We start from the raw sequence: 17,376 nt of genomic DNA on the forward strand, positions 1-17,376 counted from the left end.
TTCGCAAACCCGGCGAGTCCGTGGCTGAGCACCGGGTTGAGATAAGTCATGAGAATAACCGGAATCCGGATGTCCTCGCCGAAACCGCGGACCGTTTCGATGACCTTTCCGAGCGTCGTGCCGGCTTCGAGCGCGCGGATGCCCGCCTGCTGGATGACCGGGCCGTCCGCCGCCGGATCGGAGAACGGGATGCCGAGCTCGACCGCGGTCGCCCCGGCCTCCTGAAGGAACCGGACGTCCTCTTCGAGCCGGCCGAGCCCGCCGTCTCCCGCCATGATGTACGGGACGAAGGCGCATCCGCCGTCTTGTTTGGCCTGTTCGATCGCGTTTGCCAGTCGCTCAACCATCATGGCGGCCGCCTCCTTCCAGTGCTTCCCTGACCGTCACGACGTCTTTGTCGCCTCGTCCCGACAGGCAGATGACGACGATTTCGTCCGGGTCCATCTTCCCGGCGAGCGCGGCCGCAAACGCGACGGCATGCGAGCTCTCGAGCGCCGGCAGAATGCCTTCCTTGCGTGAAAGGAGCTGCAGGGCCGACAGTGCCTCCCCGTCGGTCACCGACCCGTATGCAACCCGGCCGGTGTCGCGAAAGTGGGAGTGCTCGGGTCCCGCGCCCGGGTAGTCGAGTCCGGCCGAGATGGAGTGCGCCTCCAGGATCTGCCCGCCCTCGTCCTGCAGCAAGTACATATAAGCTCCGTGCAGGGCACCCGGACGTCCGCCGGTGAGCGCCGCCGCATGCTTTCCGGTTTCAATGCCGCTCCCCGCCGCCTCGACGCCGTACAGGGCGACTTCGCGGTCGTCGACGAACGGATGGAACATGCCGATCGAGTTGCTGCCGCCGCCGACGCAGGCGACGACCGCATCCGGCAGGCGCCCTTCCGCTTCGAGGATCTGGCGGCGTGTTTCGATGCCGATCACCCGCTGGAAGTCCCGCACGATCTCCGGGAACGGGTGGGGTCCGAGCGCAGATCCGATGATGTAATGGGTGTCGGAGACGTTCGCGACCCAGTGGCGGAGCGCTTCATTGACCGCGTCCTTCAGCGTGCCGGACCCTCCGTCCACCGAAACGACCGAGGCGCCGAGCAGTTCCATGCGGAAGACGTTCAGCTCCTGGCGCCGGATGTCTTCCCGTCCCATGAAGACGATGCAGTCAAGGCCGAGCAGCGCACAGGCCGTCGCGGTCGCAACGCCGTGCTGGCCGGCGCCGGTTTCCGCGATGATTTTCCGCTTGCCCATCCGCTTCGCGAGCAGCGCCTGGCCGAGCGCGTTGTTGATCTTGTGGGCGCCGGTGTGATTCAGGTCTTCGCGCTTCAGGTAGATCTTCGCGCCGCCCGCCGCCTCCGTGAGCCGACCCGCGAAATAAAGCGGCGTCTCGCGTCCGACGTAGTCTTTCAGGATCGATTCGAGTTCTTCAATGAACGCCGGGTCTTCCTTCGCCTCCCGGTAGGCCGTCTCCAGTTCCAGCAGTGCCGGCATGAGCGTCTCGGGGACGAACCGCCCGCCGTATTCGCCGTATCGTCCGTTCCCGTCCGGCGCGCTGTAAGAAGCTGCTGTTTCCGCCTTGTTCACCATCAGGCTCCTCCCCTTTCCTTAACTGTGCGGATGAACGCCCGGATGAGTTCCGGGTCTTTCCGCCTGTCCGTTTCCACGCCGCTCGAGACGTCGAGCGCAAACGGGCGTGTCCGGCGGATCGCTTCCGCCGCGTTTCCGGCATTCAGGCCGCCCGCGATGATCGTCCGCTCCCGCGGGATGCCGGCCCGGCCAAGCAGCGACCAGTCGAACACCCGCCCGCTGCCGCCCCGGAAACCGGTTCCCGGCGCGTCGAACAGCCAGTAGTCGACGTCATAGTCCACCGCCCGCTTCACATCATCCTCCGTGCGGACCGAGAATGCCTTGATCGACGGCAGGCCGATTCGGCGGATCTGATCCGGTGTTTCATCGCCGTGGTACTGGACGAGGTCGAGCGGGACGTTCCGGCAGATCGTCTTCACTTCCTCTTCTGCCGCGTTCACGAAAACCCCGACTTTCTTCACGCCGTCCGGGACGAGCTTCGCCAGTTCCGAAGCCCACGCCGGATCGATCTTCCGCCGGCTCGGGGCGAAGACGAATCCGACCGCATCGGCCCCCGCCGACACGGCCGCCTTCACGTGCTCGGCTTCCATGAGCCCGCAGATCTTCACCCCCGTCATGGTGTCACCCCCGGGCGTCCGGCTGAGCGGAACGCCTGCACCATCGTTTCCGGGTCGCCGCTCCGCATGAGCGCCTCCCCGACGAGGATTCCGTCCGCGCCCGCCCGTTCCGCTCTTGCGGCGTCTTCGGGCGAGGCGATCCCGCTTTCGCTGATGACGAAGCCGCCCTCCCGCTTGCCGGCGCGCGCCGCCAGTTCTTCCGTCCGGGCGAGATCGACCCGGAATGTCTTCAAGTCGCGATTGTTGATGCCGATGAACGGGGCGCCGAGTGCGAGTGCGCGGTCCATTTCCTGTGCGTCGTGGACTTCCAGGAGCACATCGAGGCCTGCGTCCGACGCATACCGGTACAGCTCGGCGAGCCGGCCTTCCGGCAAGGCGGCGGCGATCAGGAGGACGACCGACGCGCCCGCCTGGAGGGCCCGGTCGATCTGCAGTTCATCGATGATGAAGTCCTTGCAGAGGACCGGGATCCGGACCGCCTCCGCGACGGCTGCCAGGTCTTCGAGCGACCCCTTGAAAAATTTCTCTTCCGTCAGGACCGAGATGCAGGCCGCACCCGCACGCTCGTAGGCCGCCGCCTGCACGGCCGGGTCGGCTCCCCCGTTGATGAGCCCTTTTGAAGGCGAAGCCCGCTTCACTTCCGCGATGACGGCCAGGCCGTTCGCTTGTGCAAACATTTCCGCCAGGCGCGGCCGTTCCCGCCGGATCGCCGGGCATGCCGGCACTTCACTTCGCAGGGACTCGAGCCGCCTGCGCTTTTCTTCGAGAATCTCGTCCAGGATCGTCATCGCGCAATTGCCTCCTTTTCCGTCCGGCTGTGGAACGCCGCCACCGCCTCCAGCTTTTCCATCGCCTTGCCCGACAAGATCGTCTCGATCGCGAGCCTGACGCCTTCTCTCGCCGTATCCGCAACGCCTGCCGCAAACAGGCCGATTCCCGCGTTGAATGCGACAGTATCAAAATGAGGGCCTCTTTCCCCGTTGAGGAGTCTCCGGATGATCGCCGCGTTTTCCTCCCCGTCCCCGCCGCGGATGGCCTCGGGCGGTGCGGACGTCAGCCCGACGTCTTCCGCATCGAGCGTGAACGGAATGAGGTCGCCCTGATCGAGGAGCACGAAATCGTTCGGCCCGGCGAGCGACGCCTCATCCATCCCGCCGGCGCCGCAGACGACGATCGCCCGCTTGCGCCCCTGCATGCGGAGGACCGACGCATATGCCATCGTGAAATCGCTCCGGCTGATCCCGGTGAACTGGGTGACGAGCGNGCGCGCCGCCAGTTCTTCCGTCCGGGCGAGATCGACCCGGAATGTCTTCAAGTCGCGATTGTTGATGCCGATGAACGGGGCGCCGAGTGCGAGTGCGCGGTCCATTTCCTGTGCGTCGTGGACTTCCAGGAGCACATCGAGGCCTGCGTCCGACGCATACCGGTACAGCTCGGCGAGCCGGCCTTCCGGCAAGGCGGCGGCGATCAGGAGGACGACCGACGCGCCCGCCTGGAGGGCCCGGTCGATCTGCAGTTCATCGATGATGAAGTCCTTGCAGAGGACCGGGATCCGGACCGCCTCCGCGACGGCTGCCAGGTCTTCGAGCGACCCCTTGAAAAATTTCTCTTCCGTCAGGACCGAGATGCAGGCCGCACCCGCACGCTCGTAGGCCGCCGCCTGCACGGCCGGGTCGGCTCCCCCGTTGATGAGCCCTTTTGAAGGCGAAGCCCGCTTCACTTCCGCGATGACGGCCAGGCCGTTCGCTTGTGCAAACATTTCCGCCAGGCGCGGCCGTTCCCGCCGGATCGCCGGGCATGCCGGCACTTCACTTCGCAGGGACTCGAGCCGCCTGCGCTTTTCTTCGAGAATCTCGTCCAGGATCGTCATCGCGCAATTGCCTCCTTTTCCGTCCGGCTGTGGAACGCCGCCACCGCCTCCAGCTTTTCCATCGCCTTGCCCGACAAGATCGTCTCGATCGCGAGCCTGACGCCTTCTCTCGCCGTATCCGCAACGCCTGCCGCAAACAGGCCGATTCCCGCGTTGAATGCGACAGTATCAAAATGAGGGCCTCTTTCCCCGTTGAGGAGTCTCCGGATGATCGCCGCGTTTTCCTCCCCGTCCCCGCCGCGGATGGCCTCGGGCGGTGCGGACGTCAGCCCGACGTCTTCCGCATCGAGCGTGAACGGAATGAGGTCGCCCTGATCGAGGAGCACGAAATCGTTCGGCCCGGCGAGCGACGCCTCATCCATCCCGCCGGCGCCGCAGACGACGATCGCCCGCTTGCGCCCCTGCATGCGGAGGACCGACGCATATGCCATCGTGAAATCGCTCCGGCTGATCCCGGTGAACTGGGTGACGAGCGGCGCCGGGTTCGTGAGCGGCCCGGTCAGGTTGAAGATCGTCCGCCTGCCGAGCTGCCGGCGGATGCGGCCGATCCGCTTGAGCTTCGGATGGTACCCCGGGGCGAACAGGAACGCGATCCCTTCCCGGCGGAGCTGCTCGGCCGCCTCTTCCGCGTCCTGCCCGAGCCTGATGCCGAGCGCCTCCAGCACGTCCGAACTGCCCGCACGGCTCGAGATCTTCCGGTTGCCGTGCTTGGCGACCGGCACCCCCGCGGCCGCGAGGACGAACGACGAAGCCGTGCTGATGTTGAAGGAGCCGGAACCGTCGCCGCCCGTCCCGCAGTTGTCGGTATAGGGCGCTTCCGGGAAGTCCGGAACGAGCGCAAAGCTCCGGGCCACTTCGGCGAGCGCCGCCACTTCATAGGCCGTTTCTCCCTTGTCGGCAAGCGCGCCGAGAAACTCCGCGATCTCCCCTTCCGGCGTCCGCTCGTCGAACACAAACAGCGCCGCCTCCGTCATTTCCTCGTAGTTCAGATCCAGTCCGTTCCGCACTTTCTTCGTGAATTCTCTCATCTTTGCTCATCTCTCCTCTGCTATGCTCTTCGTCCCGGCAGCCTCTGCCGCCGGAACGTCTTTCCCGGGCGGGTTTGCCCGCTCCGGATCAATTGCGGCTCACTCGAAGTGGAAAGCGGCTCACTCGGGGTGGAAAGCGGCTCACTCGCGTAGAAAAGCGGCTCACTCGCCCCTAAAAGCCACCCATTCACACTTTCTGCCCCGTCACCTTCGGCCGGACATGAATCCTCCGGCCTGTTTCATCGCCCGGAACCGCTCCGCTTCTTCCAGGAATGCGGCGAGGAGTCGTTCTCCCTGCCCGGTGCCGACTGATTCCGGGTGGAACTGGAGTCCGTACACCGGATGCGATTCGTGCCGGACGGCCATGACGGCACCGTCTTCCATCGAAAAGGCATCCGCCCGGAGCGTGTCGGGCAGCCCTTCCCGGCCGAGCACCGCCGAGTGGCAGCACATCGCGCGGAACGGCTGCGGAATGTAGGCGAACAGCCCGCCGCGGTCATGCCGGACGGCGGATGCCTTTCCGTGGCGGATCGACCGGGTCCTCACAGCACCGTACGCCTCCCCGATGATCAGCTGGCCGAGCGAGATGCCGAGGATCGGGATATCCTTCCCGAACTCACGGACGATCCCGACCGATGCCGGCCAGTCATCCGGCGAGCCGGCGCCGGATGACAGGATGATCGCGGACGGGCCAAAGCGCTCGACCGAGGCCAAATCCGCCGTCCGGCCGTCCAGAATGCCAACTTCCTCCCCGAGCACGGCCAGCGCGCCTGCCAGGTTATGGGTGAATGAATCGTCGTGATCGATCAGCAGGATCATTTGACCACCTCCAGAAGTGAACGCGCCTTGTTCGCCGTTTCCAGGTACTCGGCTTCCGGCTGTGAATCAAACACGATGCCGGCACCCGCCCGGACGGATGCGACGCCGTCCCGGATGAAGAATGTCCGGATGGCGAGTGCCATGTCCATGTTGCCGTTGAAACCGATGAAACCGACCGAGCCGCCGTACAGGCCGCGGGGAGAGGGCTCAAGTTCGTCGATGAGCGCCATCGCCCGGCGCTTCGGCGCACCGGTGACCGTGCCCGCCGGCAGGCATGCCCGGATGGCGTCGAATGGATCGAAGCCTTTCCTCAGTATCCCTTCCACTTCGGAGACGAGGTGCATGACGTGCTCATACCGCACGATCTCCTGGTAGGCCGTGACGCTGACGGTTCCCGGTTCGGCCGCCGCTGCAATGTCGTTCCGGCCGAGATCGACGAGCATGTCGTGCTCGGCCAGCTCTTTCGGATCCCGGCGAAGGTCCGCTTCCAGCGCCCGGTCCTCGTCCGGGTCCGAGCCGCGCGGCCGGGTTCCGGCAATCGGATTCATTGAAAGCATGCCGTCCTTCACCTTCACGAGGCTTTCGGGGGATGTCCCGACGACGACCGTCTCCCCAAGATCGATAAAGTACATATACGGCGACGGGTTGCGCTTGCGCAGGCGCCGGTAGAGCGAGAACGGGTCGCCTTCGAATGCCGCCCGGAGTTCCCGCGACAGGACCGCCTGGTAAAGGGAGCCCCCGGCAATATGCCGCTTCACCTGCCGGACTGCCTGCTCGAATGCCGGCCGGTCCGTTTCGGATGCGAACTCTCCGAGCGAGAAGCCGCCGTCCTGCTGCTCTTCGCCTTCCAGGATCTCTTTTTCCAGCTGTCGTGCCTCCTGTTCCGCCCCATCGCCGAGATCCGTCTGCACGATGGACACCGTGCCGAGCAGATGATCGAACACGACCAGCCCGGCATACACATTCAGCAGCACGTCAGGCCCCGTCTTTTCATGCCGGCTGTCCAGGCCCGCCGCCCCGTAGCCGATCGCGCCGACCGCGCCGCCCGTGAACGGGAACTCCGCCGTCGCCGAGATTCTCGGCAGCAGCCGCTTCAGCAGCATGACCGGATCACCCTCGTGCCGGTAGGTTTTCCCGCTCCGGCAGTCGAGCTCTTCCAGCACGCCATCTTCGGCCCGGAACACCTTCGCCGGATTCTGCCCGATATATGAATACCGGCCGGATCCGTCACGGGCTCCGGAACTCTCCAGCAGGAACTTCCGCTTCCCCTTCAGGCGCCTGAACACCGACACCGGCGTCAGTCCGTCCCCTTCCAGCTTTCTCACCGTTACTCTCTGCTCCGCTGTTCTCAACTCTGCTCAACTCCTCTTTGAAATGACTGCCGATGTCCGGAAAATGAAAAATCCCCCGCAACAGGCACAGAAGTCCTGTTGCGGAGGACGGAATCAATTCCGCGTTGCCACCTCCGGTTGGGGTCATCGCCCCCGCTCGGCCATGTCCGGGAATCCGGGCATGCTCCCTTAACGCGGGAGGGACGTCCGCTGCGATTTAGAATCGCGGCGGCTCTCACAGGTCCATTCACATGCGGGGCGGGCCGGCTTCCACCAGCCGCCGGCTCTCTGGGTCCGCCCGGCGCATGCTACTCTTCCTGCTCTGCAATTTCTCGGCTATGCTCAACTCTTCTCAGCTTTTGATCCAAGGGCGATGCCGCTCCCGGCACCTCCTGCCCCTCACGGACGAAAAGTTGTTTCTCATCTTACAGTGTTTAGAAAATTAGGTCAACCTTTTTCAGAGAAAAACATAGAAGGCTTTTTCGGCCGCCCTGTCCATCCCCGTCCTTCAGTCTATTCAGCCGCCCGCCGCTGTTATTCCTGTCCGGCGATGGCTTCGGCGATTTCGTCCTGGATCGGCGTGACGGAGCCGGCCAGGTAATTGTTGAAGAGGATGGAGAAGATGTATTCCTCTCCGTCCGCTCCGGTCACATAGCCGGACAGGGTCGAGACGCCGGTGAGCGAGCCGGTCTTGGCACGGACGTTCCCGGCCGCCGGACCTTCCTGCATCCGGTTGCGCAGCGTGCCGCCGGTCATGCGGTCGGAATCTCCCGCAACCGGCAGGGAATCAAGGAACACCGGGAACCACGGCCCGGCCTGGACGGCGTACAGCAGATCGGACAGCTGCTTTGCGGTCACGAGGTTTTTATGGGACATGCCCGATCCGTCGCGGAAGCGCATCCCCGCCGTGTCCAGCCCGTATCCGGCCAGGACGTCCGACATGACGTTCAGCCCCGCGTCCCAGGACCCTTCGCCCGCCGACTGCTTGCCGATTTCCTTCACGAGCACTTCGGCGTGGCCGTTGTTGCTCAGCTTCATGAACGGGATGAACAGGTCACGGAGCGGCATTGACTGCTTGGAGGCGAGAGTCGCAGCGCCGTCCGGCACGATGCCCTTCTTCATCCCGCCTGCAATGGAAATGCCCTCGGCCTCGAGCGCCTTCCTGAACAGATCCAGCGCATAGAGGGACGGGTCCCAGACGGCAGTCCAGGAGCGGGAGGCCGTCGCGCCGGCCGGGATGGTGCCGGTGATGACGATCGTATCCGTCCCGTGGGCCCGCTCGATCGAGACGCTCTTCCTGCCGTCTTTTGCCACGGTTTTGGCCCGATTGTCGATCTTTACCGCATCGGTCGCCGGGTCGAGTGTCACCTTTGCCGGGTCGCCGGCGGTTTTGCCCGGATTCACGTTCACGATCACCGTGCCGGCATCGAAGTCGGTGTTCGGCGAGGCGGTGAGCGCAGAAACGGGAGCCCCCGTGTAATTCGACTCGTCGGACCAGTTCAGGTCTTCGGACAGCCGGATGTCGTCAAACCAGCTGGCATCGGCGATGAGGTCGCCCTTGATCTTCTTTACGCCTTTCGCCTTCACATCCTTGGCGAACCGCTCGAAGTCCTCCTTGAGAAGTGTCGGGTCCCCTTTGCCGCGCAGGTAGACGTCTCCGTGAAGAATGCCCCCGTTGTTCAGCCGCCCGTCATGGGAGACGTCGGTCGTGAACCGGTGGTCGGGTCCGAGAACCTCGAGTGCCGCGACGCCCGTCAGGATCTTCATGTTCGAGGCCGGATGGAGCAGCAGATCGTCGGTATGCGCGTAAACCGTTTCTCCGTCCGATGCCTTCGATACGTTCACCCCGATGGTCGCGCCTGCGAGACGGGGGTCGTTCAGGATTTCGTTCAGCGAATTGCCGAGCGCGGCATGCTCTTCTGTGGCGACGGCGGTATGCGGGCTTTCAACTGCAGCCGCAGGAACGAGCAGCAGGGCGGAGAGGGCAATGGCGGTGAACCATTTTTTCGGGGATGCCGGCATGGGTGTTCCTCCTTTGGTTTTTCATTCGTTTTGACCAGTTTAACAATGGAAGTCTGAATGTTCCATCATATGAAGGGCGCATTTTAGACTTGCCGATCCGGGAGGAAAGTCCCGGCCCGGTTGCCTGGCGACTAACGGTGGACAAAGAGGGTATATATGAAGCACAGTAGATAGAGATGGATTGGAGGCGAGGGAATTGGTGGTCAAGGAAAACCGGGAAGAATTGACGATCGCCCTCAACCGGACACTGAAAGAGGGTGACCGGGAAGGGTTTGTGAAGTTACTGAAGGATCTGCGTCCGTATGACCAGGCGATCCAGTACATGAAGATTCCGCGCAAGCTGCACCCAATCTTTGTGGATTGCATGGATTTGTCAATGCTGACGGAGATGCTTCCGTACTTGAAGGCGAAAAATCAGGTCGAGCTCATCCAGTCGCTCGATCCGGACAAGGCGATCCCGATTCTCGACATGATGCAAAATGATGATCTGGCCGCCATGCTGACGGATCTGAAGCCGGAGGAGATCGACCGGCTCACGAACATGATGGTCCGCGAAGAAGCGGAGAACGTCCGGAAGATCCTTGATTACCCGGCGGATTCTGCAGGCCGCTCGATGACGAACCGGTTCGTTTGGGTGCATGAGAACTACTCGGTGGCCAAGACAACCGAGAAGCTCCGGTATTATAGTGGTTATGCGACTTCCATGAACTATATATACGTCATCAATAATGACAAGCAGCTGATCGGCGTCGTCTCCTACCGGCAGCTGCTGCTCGCCGACCCGGATGCCAAGATCACGGACATCATGTCCCGGCGGGTTATTTCCGTGGACGCCTTCACCGATCAGGAAGACGTGGCCAAGCAGTTCGCCCGCTATGATTTCGTGTCGGTTCCCGTGACGGACGAGGACGGCGTGCTTGTCGGGATCATCACTTTCGATGATGTCATCGATATCATTGTCCGGGAAGCCGACGAGGACATTGAGATGCTCATGGCGAGCGGCAAGCAGATCGATTTTCACACGAAGCCGCTCACCGCCGCCTACAAGCGGCTTCCTTGGCTGATTTTGCTGCTCTTCATCGGACTTGTCTCAGGCAGCATCATCAGCGGCTTCGAAGCGACACTCGAACAGGTCGTGGCGCTTGCCTTCTTCATGCCGCTCATCGCCGGGATGACGGGGAACACCGGAACACAGTCGCTCGCGGTTGTCGTCCGCGGCCTCGCCTCCGACGACATCGACTTGAAGCAGTCGCTGAAACTGATCGTCCGGGAACTGATCGTCGGCGTCATCATCGGGATCACATGCGGTGCGCTCATCGCCGTGATTGCATTCATCTGGCAGGGCAGCTTCATGCTCGGCATCGTCGTCGGCTCCTCGCTCGTCCTGACGCTGATCATCGGGACGTTCGCCGGGACAATCATCCCGCTCATCCTGAGCCGGTTCAAGTTCGACCCGGCCGTTGCATCAGGTCCGCTCATCACGACGGTGAACGACATTCTTTCCTTGTTGATATATTTTGGGATCGCAACGGCTTTCCTGTCGAAGCTGACTTGATGCCATCCGGTGATCAAAAACAAAGCAGCCGGCCTCCGAGTGAGGTGCGGCTGCTTTATTTTTCATCGGCCTTTTGGTTTTCAACAATCTTTTCCAGCAAGGCCATGAGCCGGTCGTTGGTATCAGATGAGTGGTTCTGATCCAGCCGTCCGTTCAGCTCGTCTATCTGTTTTTGGATCTGCTGAAACCTTTTCTGCAACTGTTCGTCGGCAATCCGGTCTTCTTCGATCGCGATCGCTGCTCCGACAACTTCCAGCGTGCCCCCGATCACTTCCAGAATTGCGCCGACCAAGCCGATGGCTGCACCCCGGCTTATACCGCTGCCCCCTCCGTTCTCCTGACTCCTGTTATTCTGACCAAACCGAAATTGGCCAGTCTCCCGCATGGCTTCACTTCCCTGACACATGATCTTTCTGATCAGTATATGCCGGCATGCATGTAACGGGATCCAAGAGTCAGCGCTCGTATTGCACCTGCCAGTCCTCATCAGTCCGGATCAGTTCCGTGCCGCGCCAGCCGTCGGCGAGGAGCGCCTGCTGGCCGGCAATGTCTGCCATGGGGATGAGCTGCGACCGGGTCCGCGACTGTTCCGGTGCCGCGAGATCCTTCACGAATACATAACGGAGCTTGCCGCCGTATTTGTCTTTCAGCGCCGCCACCTCAAGTCCCTGGGAAAACTTATCTTTCAGGCTCGGGATGTTGCCGGGCATGACGGTCGCGCACACGTAGCGGAACCGGTTCCGGTCCACGCGGTCCATGAGGACGCCCGCCATCATCTTCTGAAGGCCGTTTCCGCGAAAGCGCGGCGAGACGGCGGAGATTTCCTGATAGATGACTTTCGGGATGTCTTCCTCCGGCACGCCCACATCCCGGCCGAGGCCCTCATGGTCATTGTCCGGGATGAGCATCGCCCGCCAGGCGATCATCTCCTCCCCGTCAAAAACGCCGATCATGTCCCCGTTCCCTTCGAGGATGAACAGGAATTCCTCCTCGCTGAGCGGCTGAAGACGGGCCGGATCCTCGAGTGCATCGATCACTTCCTCCTGCAGGTAAAGGATCTCCGGCAGACTCGTCCTGCCGAGCGGGCGCATCGTGACGCGGAGGCCGTTCGGCAATTTTCCTTCGAATAGTATTTCAGTCATCGCAATCCCTTCTTTCTTTTTCCCATCGTACTTTATAGAAACGGTTCTGAAAAGTACCCTTAGGACAACCAGACTGGTTCTCAGCGGCAGGCGGTGTCATCGATGATCAGAACTTCCGACTGAGCAACGATGAGGTTTATACCCGATGTTTCCGATGCTAAAGTTGAATGACAACAGACGGATGGAGTGAACTACAGTTGGACGATATGGTTGATAAGGAGACGCAGATCAGGGTGCTGCTTTATGGGGATGCACTGCGTTTTGCTTGTGAAACGCTGGGTGTGGACAACATGACAAAGCATCGGTATTCCGATGTTTTTACAGTTACCGCAGATGAAGTATGTAAATATACGCTGATTCACGGCATTCCGCGAAGCGAACGCACAGGCAAGCATTCCCTAGCTGAAGGATTTCATTATTATGATGAAGCCGGCAAGTGGGTTACCTTTTTTAGGGAGAGAGGCCACGTCTACAGCGAGAAAAACTTTGATGATGACGAACTTGGCAAAAGGTATATCGTTCGAACCTTGCTTCAATTGGCCGGCACCGGATTGTATTGAACGATTCCACAAATATTAACCCCGGACCTGTTTGGACGGTCCGGGGTTTTTGCTGTTCAGTTCAGTCAAGGCGTTTTGCCTGGACGATCAGCCGCTGGGCATCAGAGTGTCTGGGCCAGCAGGTGACAAGCGACATGAGCGCAAGCCCGTCCTGCCGGTCCAGCACACTCACTTCGTGGGGATCCACGATGAGGCTTCGGAAGACTTCATACGTGTAGGTGCCGGATGCCGTCTCGTAGGTGATCCGGTCACCGGGTTCGAGTTCGTCGATCCGGCTGAAATATTCTCCGAACACATGGGTCTGATGACCGGCGATGGCGAGGCTGCCGCCGTCCGTCGCCGGGTCGTCCAGACCAGAAATCGTACCGAGCGAGAGATCCAGATTTTCCGGAGTCGCCCCGTCCAAGACGGCGCGCCGGAGATCGATTTCGGGTATCTCGAGAATGCCTTTCACCCCGTCCTTCAGATGAGCCGATTCCCCGTCGGGAACCGGACTCGCCTCCTCCGGGCCATGCGCTTCCGCACGGATTGACTCAAACGAATCAATCAGGCGATCCTGCGCCTTCCGGTTCTCAAGGTGGCCTTCCCCGAGCCAGAACAGGAGGAGGATGCCGGCCAGGATGAACAGGCTTCCGAGCCGTTTGATCGATTTTCTCATCTCATCACCTTCTCAGCTCAGACAAATTTCCTCATCCCGATGCCTCCGCCGATCAGCGTGAGGGCGATCAGGAGCAACATCATGCTGTTCAGGAATCCGCCGGTTTTTGGCAGCGAAGCGCCGGTGATCATCCCGCTCATAGCAGGCGTTGGAGTCTTGCCGGATGCACCTGTATCGGACATACCGTTTCCAAAGCCTGATCCATTGCCGTTCGAACCGGTCATGTTGTTGCCCGGAACAAACCCGGTCGCTTCGTCCGTGCTATCGTTGTCGAACTCTTCACCTTCCACCGCGTCATTCCAGCCGTCATCCGGGTTGCCCGCGTTACCGTTCGGGCCTGTACCCTCTTCCGGATCTGTGCCTTCATCCGGATTTATGCCTTCGTCTGGGTTCGTGCCTTCATCCGGATTTTCACCTTCGCCCGGATCTGTGCCTTCGCCTGGGTTTGTGCCTTCACCCGAGTTTTCGCCTTCATCTGGGTTCGTGCCTTCATCCGGGTTTGCGCCTTCGCCTGGGTTTGTGCCTTCACCTGGGTTCGTGCCTTCGCCTGGGTTTTCGCCTTCGCCCGGATTTGTGCCTTCGCCCGGGTTTGTGCCTTCACCTGGGTCTGTGCCTTCGCCTGGGTTTGTGCCTTCATCCGGATTTTCGCCTTCACCTGGATTTGTGCCTTCGTCCGGGTCTGTGCCTTCACCCGGATTCGTGCCTTCGCCCGGGTTTTCGCCTTCACCCGGATTCGTGCCTTCGCCCGGGTTTTCGCCTTCACCTGGGTTTGTGCCTTCGCCCGGGTTTGTACCTTCATCCGGATTTTCGCCTTCACCTGGGTCTGTGCCTTCGCCCGGCGGTGTCACCGGGGGAGTGACGGCAGCCGGGTTGAATTGCTCCTTGACGAGAATGTCCACATTGACCGGGATGATTGGAAGATCGGGCAAGCGGAGGGAGACTCCGCTTTTTTTGATATACGTCCCCTCTTCCGTGGTCACTTCGTCTTTCGCCAGCACATCCAGGTCCACTTTCCCAAGCAGGTCGTTTATGATGTCTCCCTGCACAAGACCTGAAGAGCTGGACGTCGATTGTCCATCGGCCGCTTCGTGGCGGTCAATCACACCGACATGGGTCTGTTCGAGAATCGGCAGGTTCGATGCGTTCACTTCAACGATACCGCCGTCGAATGAAGAGCTGTCTTCCGTTTCGGACTTTTCGCCGCCGATTAAGTCAACTGCCACGTCATTCGGCAGCTTGTTGTCGAGATTGACGGATGCGACCGAACCTTTCTTCGATCCGTCCGCCGACTCGGACTGGCTCAGAACCCCGACTTCCACATCATCAAGGATTCCGCCGTCAAGTCCGATATTGATCAGCGAGCTGCTGCCGGATTCGCCGTCCTTCTCATGCTCAAGCAGACCGATGCGCACATTGCCGAGCAATGGGAGATTGTTCAGATTCAAACCGAGGCCGCCTTTTTGGGGATCTGCCGCTTCGTCGGCCGGTGCTTCTGAAGCCGCGTCTTCCTCTAGCGAAGCGGAAGAAGAACCGCCGGTCGAGACGTTCACCACGCCGGTTTCTTCTGACGCATCCGACTCGTCTTGAGCCGACTCTTCATAAAGAACATCCGCTTCCACGTCGCCGACCGGGCTGTCCTCGAGCGTTACGTTCGCCGCGCCGGATTTCTCCGAACTGCCGGATTCGTCCGCGGCTGACTCTTCGGACAGGACGTCGACCTGCGCGTCGCCGACCAGGCTGTCCTCAAGCGTCACGTTCGCCGCACCGGATTTCTCCGAACTGCCGGTTTCTTCCGCGGCCGACTCTTCGGACAGGACGTCGACCTGCGCGTCGCCGACCGGGCTGTCTTCGAGCGTCACGTTCGCTACGCCGGATTTCTCCGAGCTGCCGGTTTCGTCCGAAGACGATTGTTCATAAAGAACGTCCGCATTGAGATTGCCGACCGCACTGTCTGCCACATTCGCATTGACGACTGCGTTTCCTTCTTCCGTCTCTGACGGGACTTCCACGCTCACTGAGCCGAGGACGGGCGCGTCTTCCACTTTCACATCCGCGATTTTGGCCGTGTCTTCCTTGTCCGTGAGCACGTTTACGTCCAGTTCCAGAAGGTTTCCGTCGCTTTCCGCTCCGGTTGCTGCCGGTGCGAAAGTGAGTGCGAGGCAGAGCCCGAAGCTGGTGCCTGCGATTTTCATCCATTTTGTTTTCATGTTATTCTCTCCTTTTTTTAATTGATCAGATCAAGTTAAAAAAAGGAGTGGTTTTGGGAGGTTGTCCCGGTGGAGCGTTCGTCCATTGACTCTTTCTCAAGTGATTCTCCGCAAGCCAGGCCGCGCCGGAATCCGAAAGCCCGGCTGAAGGAGTTCCGATCACTCCTTGCAGCACATCGCCGCTTCCGCCGGCAGGAGAAGAACTTGCGGACTGGGCAGACTGTCCGCCGGCATTTGCCTGACTGACTGTCGTCGTGCCGACGGGGCTTCGGCCGTCAAGAAACGGGGCCGGGGCAGGTTCTTCCGTGTCGTTTGACTCCGTTGTTTCTCCATCAATACTGCGCGGCGTCGCCTTTTCGCTCCGCTCGTCTTCAGGGAGTCCGGTTGCCGCCGCGGCTGTTTCCGGTTCGGCGGCAAATGGGGCTTCCGCAGACTCCGGCCCTGATCCAGCCGGGCCGGCTGCCGATTCGGACTCCGGAGCTCCGGTTGACGGATCATCTGAAACATCCATCGGCCCTGCTGCCTGCTGCTGTTCTGATTCCGCTTCAGGCAGGACAGGCTTTGCCGACGGACGGTCCGCCTCCGGGGAAGGGGCCTCCGGTCCTGCCGGAGTCGGTCCCGGCTGTGGTGCCGGACGGTCCGTTTCCGGGTTCATGCCGCCGATTGACGGACTTTCGGGAGCCGGTGTTTTGTCAGCTGCCGGACGGTCAGGTTTGGTCACGGGAAGCATCGGCTTTTCTGCCGGTGTGTTCTTTTCCGGCACCCGTACGATCGGATCGGTCACTCCGGAAACGATCTCATCGACTGTTCCGGTCACCGTACCGACGGTTTCGTCCACTGTCCCGGTCACCGCCTCCGTCGTGCCGCCGACCGTTTCGGCCGTCTTGCCGAGCACAGTGTCGACGGTTCCGGTCAAGTTTCCGACGAGGCCGTCAACCGTTCCAGCCGCTTCCGAAACGACAGGCACGTCCTGGACGGCTCCGCTGACGGCACCGGTCGTCTGCCGGACGGTTTCCGTGACGCCTTTTGCCGTGTCCTGCACGAGGCCTACAGTGTCGTCCACTGCATTTTCTGCAACGGGCAGCGTATTTCCAACTACCTCATCGACAAGGCCGGTCGTGTTGTTCACGATCGCGGAAACCGGGCGGCTTTTGGCCGGGTTCCGGTAAGTTTCGGGATCGGTCACGGTCTCTACCGTATTTTCTGTAAAGTCTGCGACAGATCCGACCGTCTCCGTCACGCTTCCGGTCGCCCCGCTGACGGTATCCGTCACGGTGCCGGCTGTGTTGCTGACCGTGTCATCGGCCAGTTCCAGTGCCGCTCCGGCCGTCTTGTCGACTGCTTCAACCGCGTTGGATACGACTGGCACGTCTTTTGCGGCTTCGTTTACGGCACCCGTCGTCTCGCGCACCGTCTCCGTTGCGCCTTTTGCCGTGTCCGCCACGAGACCCGCCGTATCACCGACTGCATTTTCCGCAGCCGGCAGCGTGTTGTCGACGGTTTCCTTGACGAGGCCGGTCGTGTTGTTCACGATGCTTGACACCGGCTTGCTCTCTGACGGATTTTTATATGTTTCCGGGTCGGCGACCGTCTTCACCGTGTTTTCCGTGAAGTCGGCGACAGATCCGACGGTGTCGGCCACGCCCTTGACCGTCCCTTCCACGGTGGATCCGACAGTCTCCAGTGTACCGCCGACCGTATCGCCCGCGAGATCCGTGACACCTTTGACCGTATCTCCGACTGCTCCGAGGACGCCGCCGACGAGGCCCTGCCTCTTCTCCGCAGTTCCGTCACCGTCACCGTCTTCGGCGGCCAGGGCAACGCCTGCCGGCAGGGCGGCAATCAGCATCCCGAAAAGAAAGGCGCCGGTCACAAATCGCTTCATCTGTTCACCCCCTCTCAATATGTATTCTGGTTCAGCTTTTCTCTTCCCCGAATCTGTCGGCAATAACAAAAAAATCAGAGGAAAGAGTCTCCTTTCCCCTGAAACAGGCA

Annotated in this window: 16 protein-coding genes; 2 read left to right on the top strand and 14 right to left on the bottom strand. The window is 61.3% G+C overall.

Translation table 11 applies throughout. The features are described 5' to 3' along the window. The 9 genes from trpA to dacB all read right to left on the bottom strand — a co-directional run. On the bottom strand, nucleotides 1-350 hold a 350-nt coding region (trpA, locus tag BN1189_RS05320), incomplete at its 3' end, for a tryptophan synthase subunit alpha (RefSeq protein ID WP_040226260.1). Beyond that, on the bottom strand, nucleotides 340-1,572 hold the full coding sequence (gene trpB / locus BN1189_RS05325; protein ID WP_040226262.1) for a tryptophan synthase subunit beta: 1,233 nt from the start codon (nucleotides 1,570-1,572) through the stop codon (nucleotides 340-342). The genes trpA and trpB, both read right to left, overlap by 11 nt. Further along, nucleotides 1,572-2,189: a phosphoribosylanthranilate isomerase gene (locus BN1189_RS05330; RefSeq protein ID WP_040226263.1), complete on the bottom strand. Its 618-nt coding sequence runs from the start codon at nucleotides 2,187-2,189 to the stop codon at nucleotides 1,572-1,574. Before BN1189_RS05330 ends, trpB begins: the two co-directional genes overlap by 1 nt. Next, nucleotides 2,186-2,977 carry an indole-3-glycerol phosphate synthase TrpC gene (gene trpC, locus BN1189_RS05335; protein WP_040226265.1) on the bottom strand — a complete coding sequence of 264 codons (792 nt, stop codon included), beginning with the start codon at nucleotides 2,975-2,977 and terminating at the stop codon, nucleotides 2,186-2,188. The genes BN1189_RS05330 and trpC overlap by 4 nt, the downstream gene beginning before the upstream one ends. Next, the gene (locus tag BN1189_RS05340) at nucleotides 2,974-4,059 is read right to left on the bottom strand and encodes a hypothetical protein (protein WP_082194150.1); all 1,086 of its coding nucleotides are present in this window, start codon (nucleotides 4,057-4,059) and stop codon (nucleotides 2,974-2,976) included. The genes trpC and BN1189_RS05340 overlap by 4 nt, the downstream gene beginning before the upstream one ends. Then, nucleotides 4,056-5,087 (bottom strand): anthranilate phosphoribosyltransferase, encoded by a 1,032-nt coding sequence (gene trpD, locus BN1189_RS05345; protein ID WP_040226267.1) that lies wholly within the window; start codon nucleotides 5,085-5,087, stop codon nucleotides 4,056-4,058. The genes BN1189_RS05340 and trpD overlap by 4 nt, the downstream gene beginning before the upstream one ends. A gap of 204 nt (nucleotides 5,088-5,291) precedes the next feature. Then, nucleotides 5,292-5,906 (bottom strand): anthranilate synthase component II, encoded by a 615-nt coding sequence (locus tag BN1189_RS05350; RefSeq protein ID WP_040226270.1) that lies wholly within the window; start codon nucleotides 5,904-5,906, stop codon nucleotides 5,292-5,294. Continuing rightward, nucleotides 5,903-7,258, bottom strand: a complete 1,356-nt coding sequence (locus tag BN1189_RS05355) for an anthranilate synthase component I family protein (RefSeq protein ID WP_040226271.1) — start codon at nucleotides 7,256-7,258, stop codon at nucleotides 5,903-5,905. The genes BN1189_RS05350 and BN1189_RS05355 overlap by 4 nt, the downstream gene beginning before the upstream one ends. Before the next feature lie 513 nt (nucleotides 7,259-7,771). Continuing rightward, nucleotides 7,772-9,259, bottom strand: a complete 1,488-nt coding sequence (gene dacB, locus BN1189_RS05360) for a D-alanyl-D-alanine carboxypeptidase/D-alanyl-D-alanine endopeptidase (protein WP_040226273.1) — start codon at nucleotides 9,257-9,259, stop codon at nucleotides 7,772-7,774. Nucleotides 9,260-9,455: 196 nt separating this feature from the next. Here dacB and mgtE point away from each other — a divergent pair, with 196 nt between their 5' ends. Further along, complete coding sequence (gene mgtE / locus BN1189_RS05365; RefSeq protein ID WP_040226275.1) at nucleotides 9,456-10,814, top strand: magnesium transporter; 1,359 nt, start codon at nucleotides 9,456-9,458, stop codon at nucleotides 10,812-10,814. A 55-nt stretch (nucleotides 10,815-10,869) separates the two neighbouring features. Here the strand turns inward: mgtE and BN1189_RS05370 are convergent, their stop codons facing one another. Further along, a complete protein-coding gene (locus BN1189_RS05370; RefSeq protein ID WP_143242246.1) occupies nucleotides 10,870-11,199 on the bottom strand; it encodes a hypothetical protein in 330 nt (109 codons plus the stop codon). A gap of 70 nt (nucleotides 11,200-11,269) precedes the next feature. Beyond that, nucleotides 11,270-11,956 carry a benzoate transporter gene (locus BN1189_RS05375; protein WP_040226279.1) on the bottom strand — a complete coding sequence of 229 codons (687 nt, stop codon included), beginning with the start codon at nucleotides 11,954-11,956 and terminating at the stop codon, nucleotides 11,270-11,272. A gap of 197 nt (nucleotides 11,957-12,153) precedes the next feature. On the opposite strand from BN1189_RS05375, the gene BN1189_RS05380 reads away from it, so the two are divergent. Continuing rightward, entirely contained in the window at nucleotides 12,154-12,516 is a 363-nt protein-coding gene (locus BN1189_RS05380; protein WP_040226281.1) for a hypothetical protein, read from the top strand. A gap of 61 nt (nucleotides 12,517-12,577) precedes the next feature. Here the strand turns inward: BN1189_RS05380 and BN1189_RS05385 are convergent, their stop codons facing one another. The 3 genes from BN1189_RS05385 to BN1189_RS05395 are packed head-to-tail and all read right to left on the bottom strand — an operon-like array spanning nucleotide 12,578 to nucleotide 17,266. Further along, nucleotides 12,578-13,174 (bottom strand): class D sortase, encoded by a 597-nt coding sequence (locus tag BN1189_RS05385; RefSeq protein ID WP_052455657.1) that lies wholly within the window; start codon nucleotides 13,172-13,174, stop codon nucleotides 12,578-12,580. Nucleotides 13,175-13,191: 17 nt separating this feature from the next. Next, the gene (locus tag BN1189_RS16255) at nucleotides 13,192-15,381 is read right to left on the bottom strand and encodes a hypothetical protein (protein WP_052455658.1); all 2,190 of its coding nucleotides are present in this window, start codon (nucleotides 15,379-15,381) and stop codon (nucleotides 13,192-13,194) included. A gap of 25 nt (nucleotides 15,382-15,406) precedes the next feature. Further along, on the bottom strand, nucleotides 15,407-17,266 hold the full coding sequence (locus BN1189_RS05395; RefSeq protein WP_040226283.1) for a hypothetical protein: 1,860 nt from the start codon (nucleotides 17,264-17,266) through the stop codon (nucleotides 15,407-15,409). Nucleotides 17,267-17,376 lie beyond the last annotated feature (110 nt).

The organism is Bhargavaea cecembensis (assembly GCF_000826125.2).
In the GTDB taxonomy this organism is placed as follows: Bacteria; Bacillota; Bacilli; order Bacillales_A; family Planococcaceae; genus Bhargavaea; species Bhargavaea cecembensis_B.

What these genes read in the sequence shown, in the direction of transcription:
- trpB (WP_040226262.1), bottom strand. Translation starts at nt 1,572, where the DNA reads ATGGTGAACAAGGCGGAAACAGCAGCTTCTTACAGCGCGCCGGACGGG.
- BN1189_RS05330 (WP_040226263.1), bottom strand. Translation starts at nt 2,189, where the DNA reads ATGACGGGGGTGAAGATCTGCGGGCTCATGGAAGCCGAGCACGTGAAG.
- trpC (WP_040226265.1), bottom strand. Translation starts at nt 2,977, where the DNA reads ATGACGATCCTGGACGAGATTCTCGAAGAAAAGCGCAGGCGGCTCGAG.
- trpD (WP_040226267.1), bottom strand. Translation starts at nt 5,087, where the DNA reads ATGAGAGAATTCACGAAGAAAGTGCGGAACGGACTGGATCTGAACTAC.
- BN1189_RS05350 (WP_040226270.1), bottom strand. Translation starts at nt 5,906, where the DNA reads ATGATCCTGCTGATCGATCACGACGATTCATTCACCCATAACCTGGCA.
- dacB (WP_040226273.1), bottom strand. Translation starts at nt 9,259, where the DNA reads ATGCCGGCATCCCCGAAAAAATGGTTCACCGCCATTGCCCTCTCCGCC.
- BN1189_RS05370 (WP_143242246.1), bottom strand. Translation starts at nt 11,199, where the DNA reads ATGCGGGAGACTGGCCAATTTCGGTTTGGTCAGAATAACAGGAGTCAG.
- BN1189_RS05375 (WP_040226279.1), bottom strand. Translation starts at nt 11,956, where the DNA reads ATGACTGAAATACTATTCGAAGGAAAATTGCCGAACGGCCTCCGCGTC.
- BN1189_RS05385 (WP_052455657.1), bottom strand. Translation starts at nt 13,174, where the DNA reads ATGAGAAAATCGATCAAACGGCTCGGAAGCCTGTTCATCCTGGCCGGC.
- BN1189_RS16255 (WP_052455658.1), bottom strand. Translation starts at nt 15,381, where the DNA reads ATGAAAACAAAATGGATGAAAATCGCAGGCACCAGCTTCGGGCTCTGC.
- BN1189_RS05395 (WP_040226283.1), bottom strand. Translation starts at nt 17,266, where the DNA reads ATGAAGCGATTTGTGACCGGCGCCTTTCTTTTCGGGATGCTGATTGCC.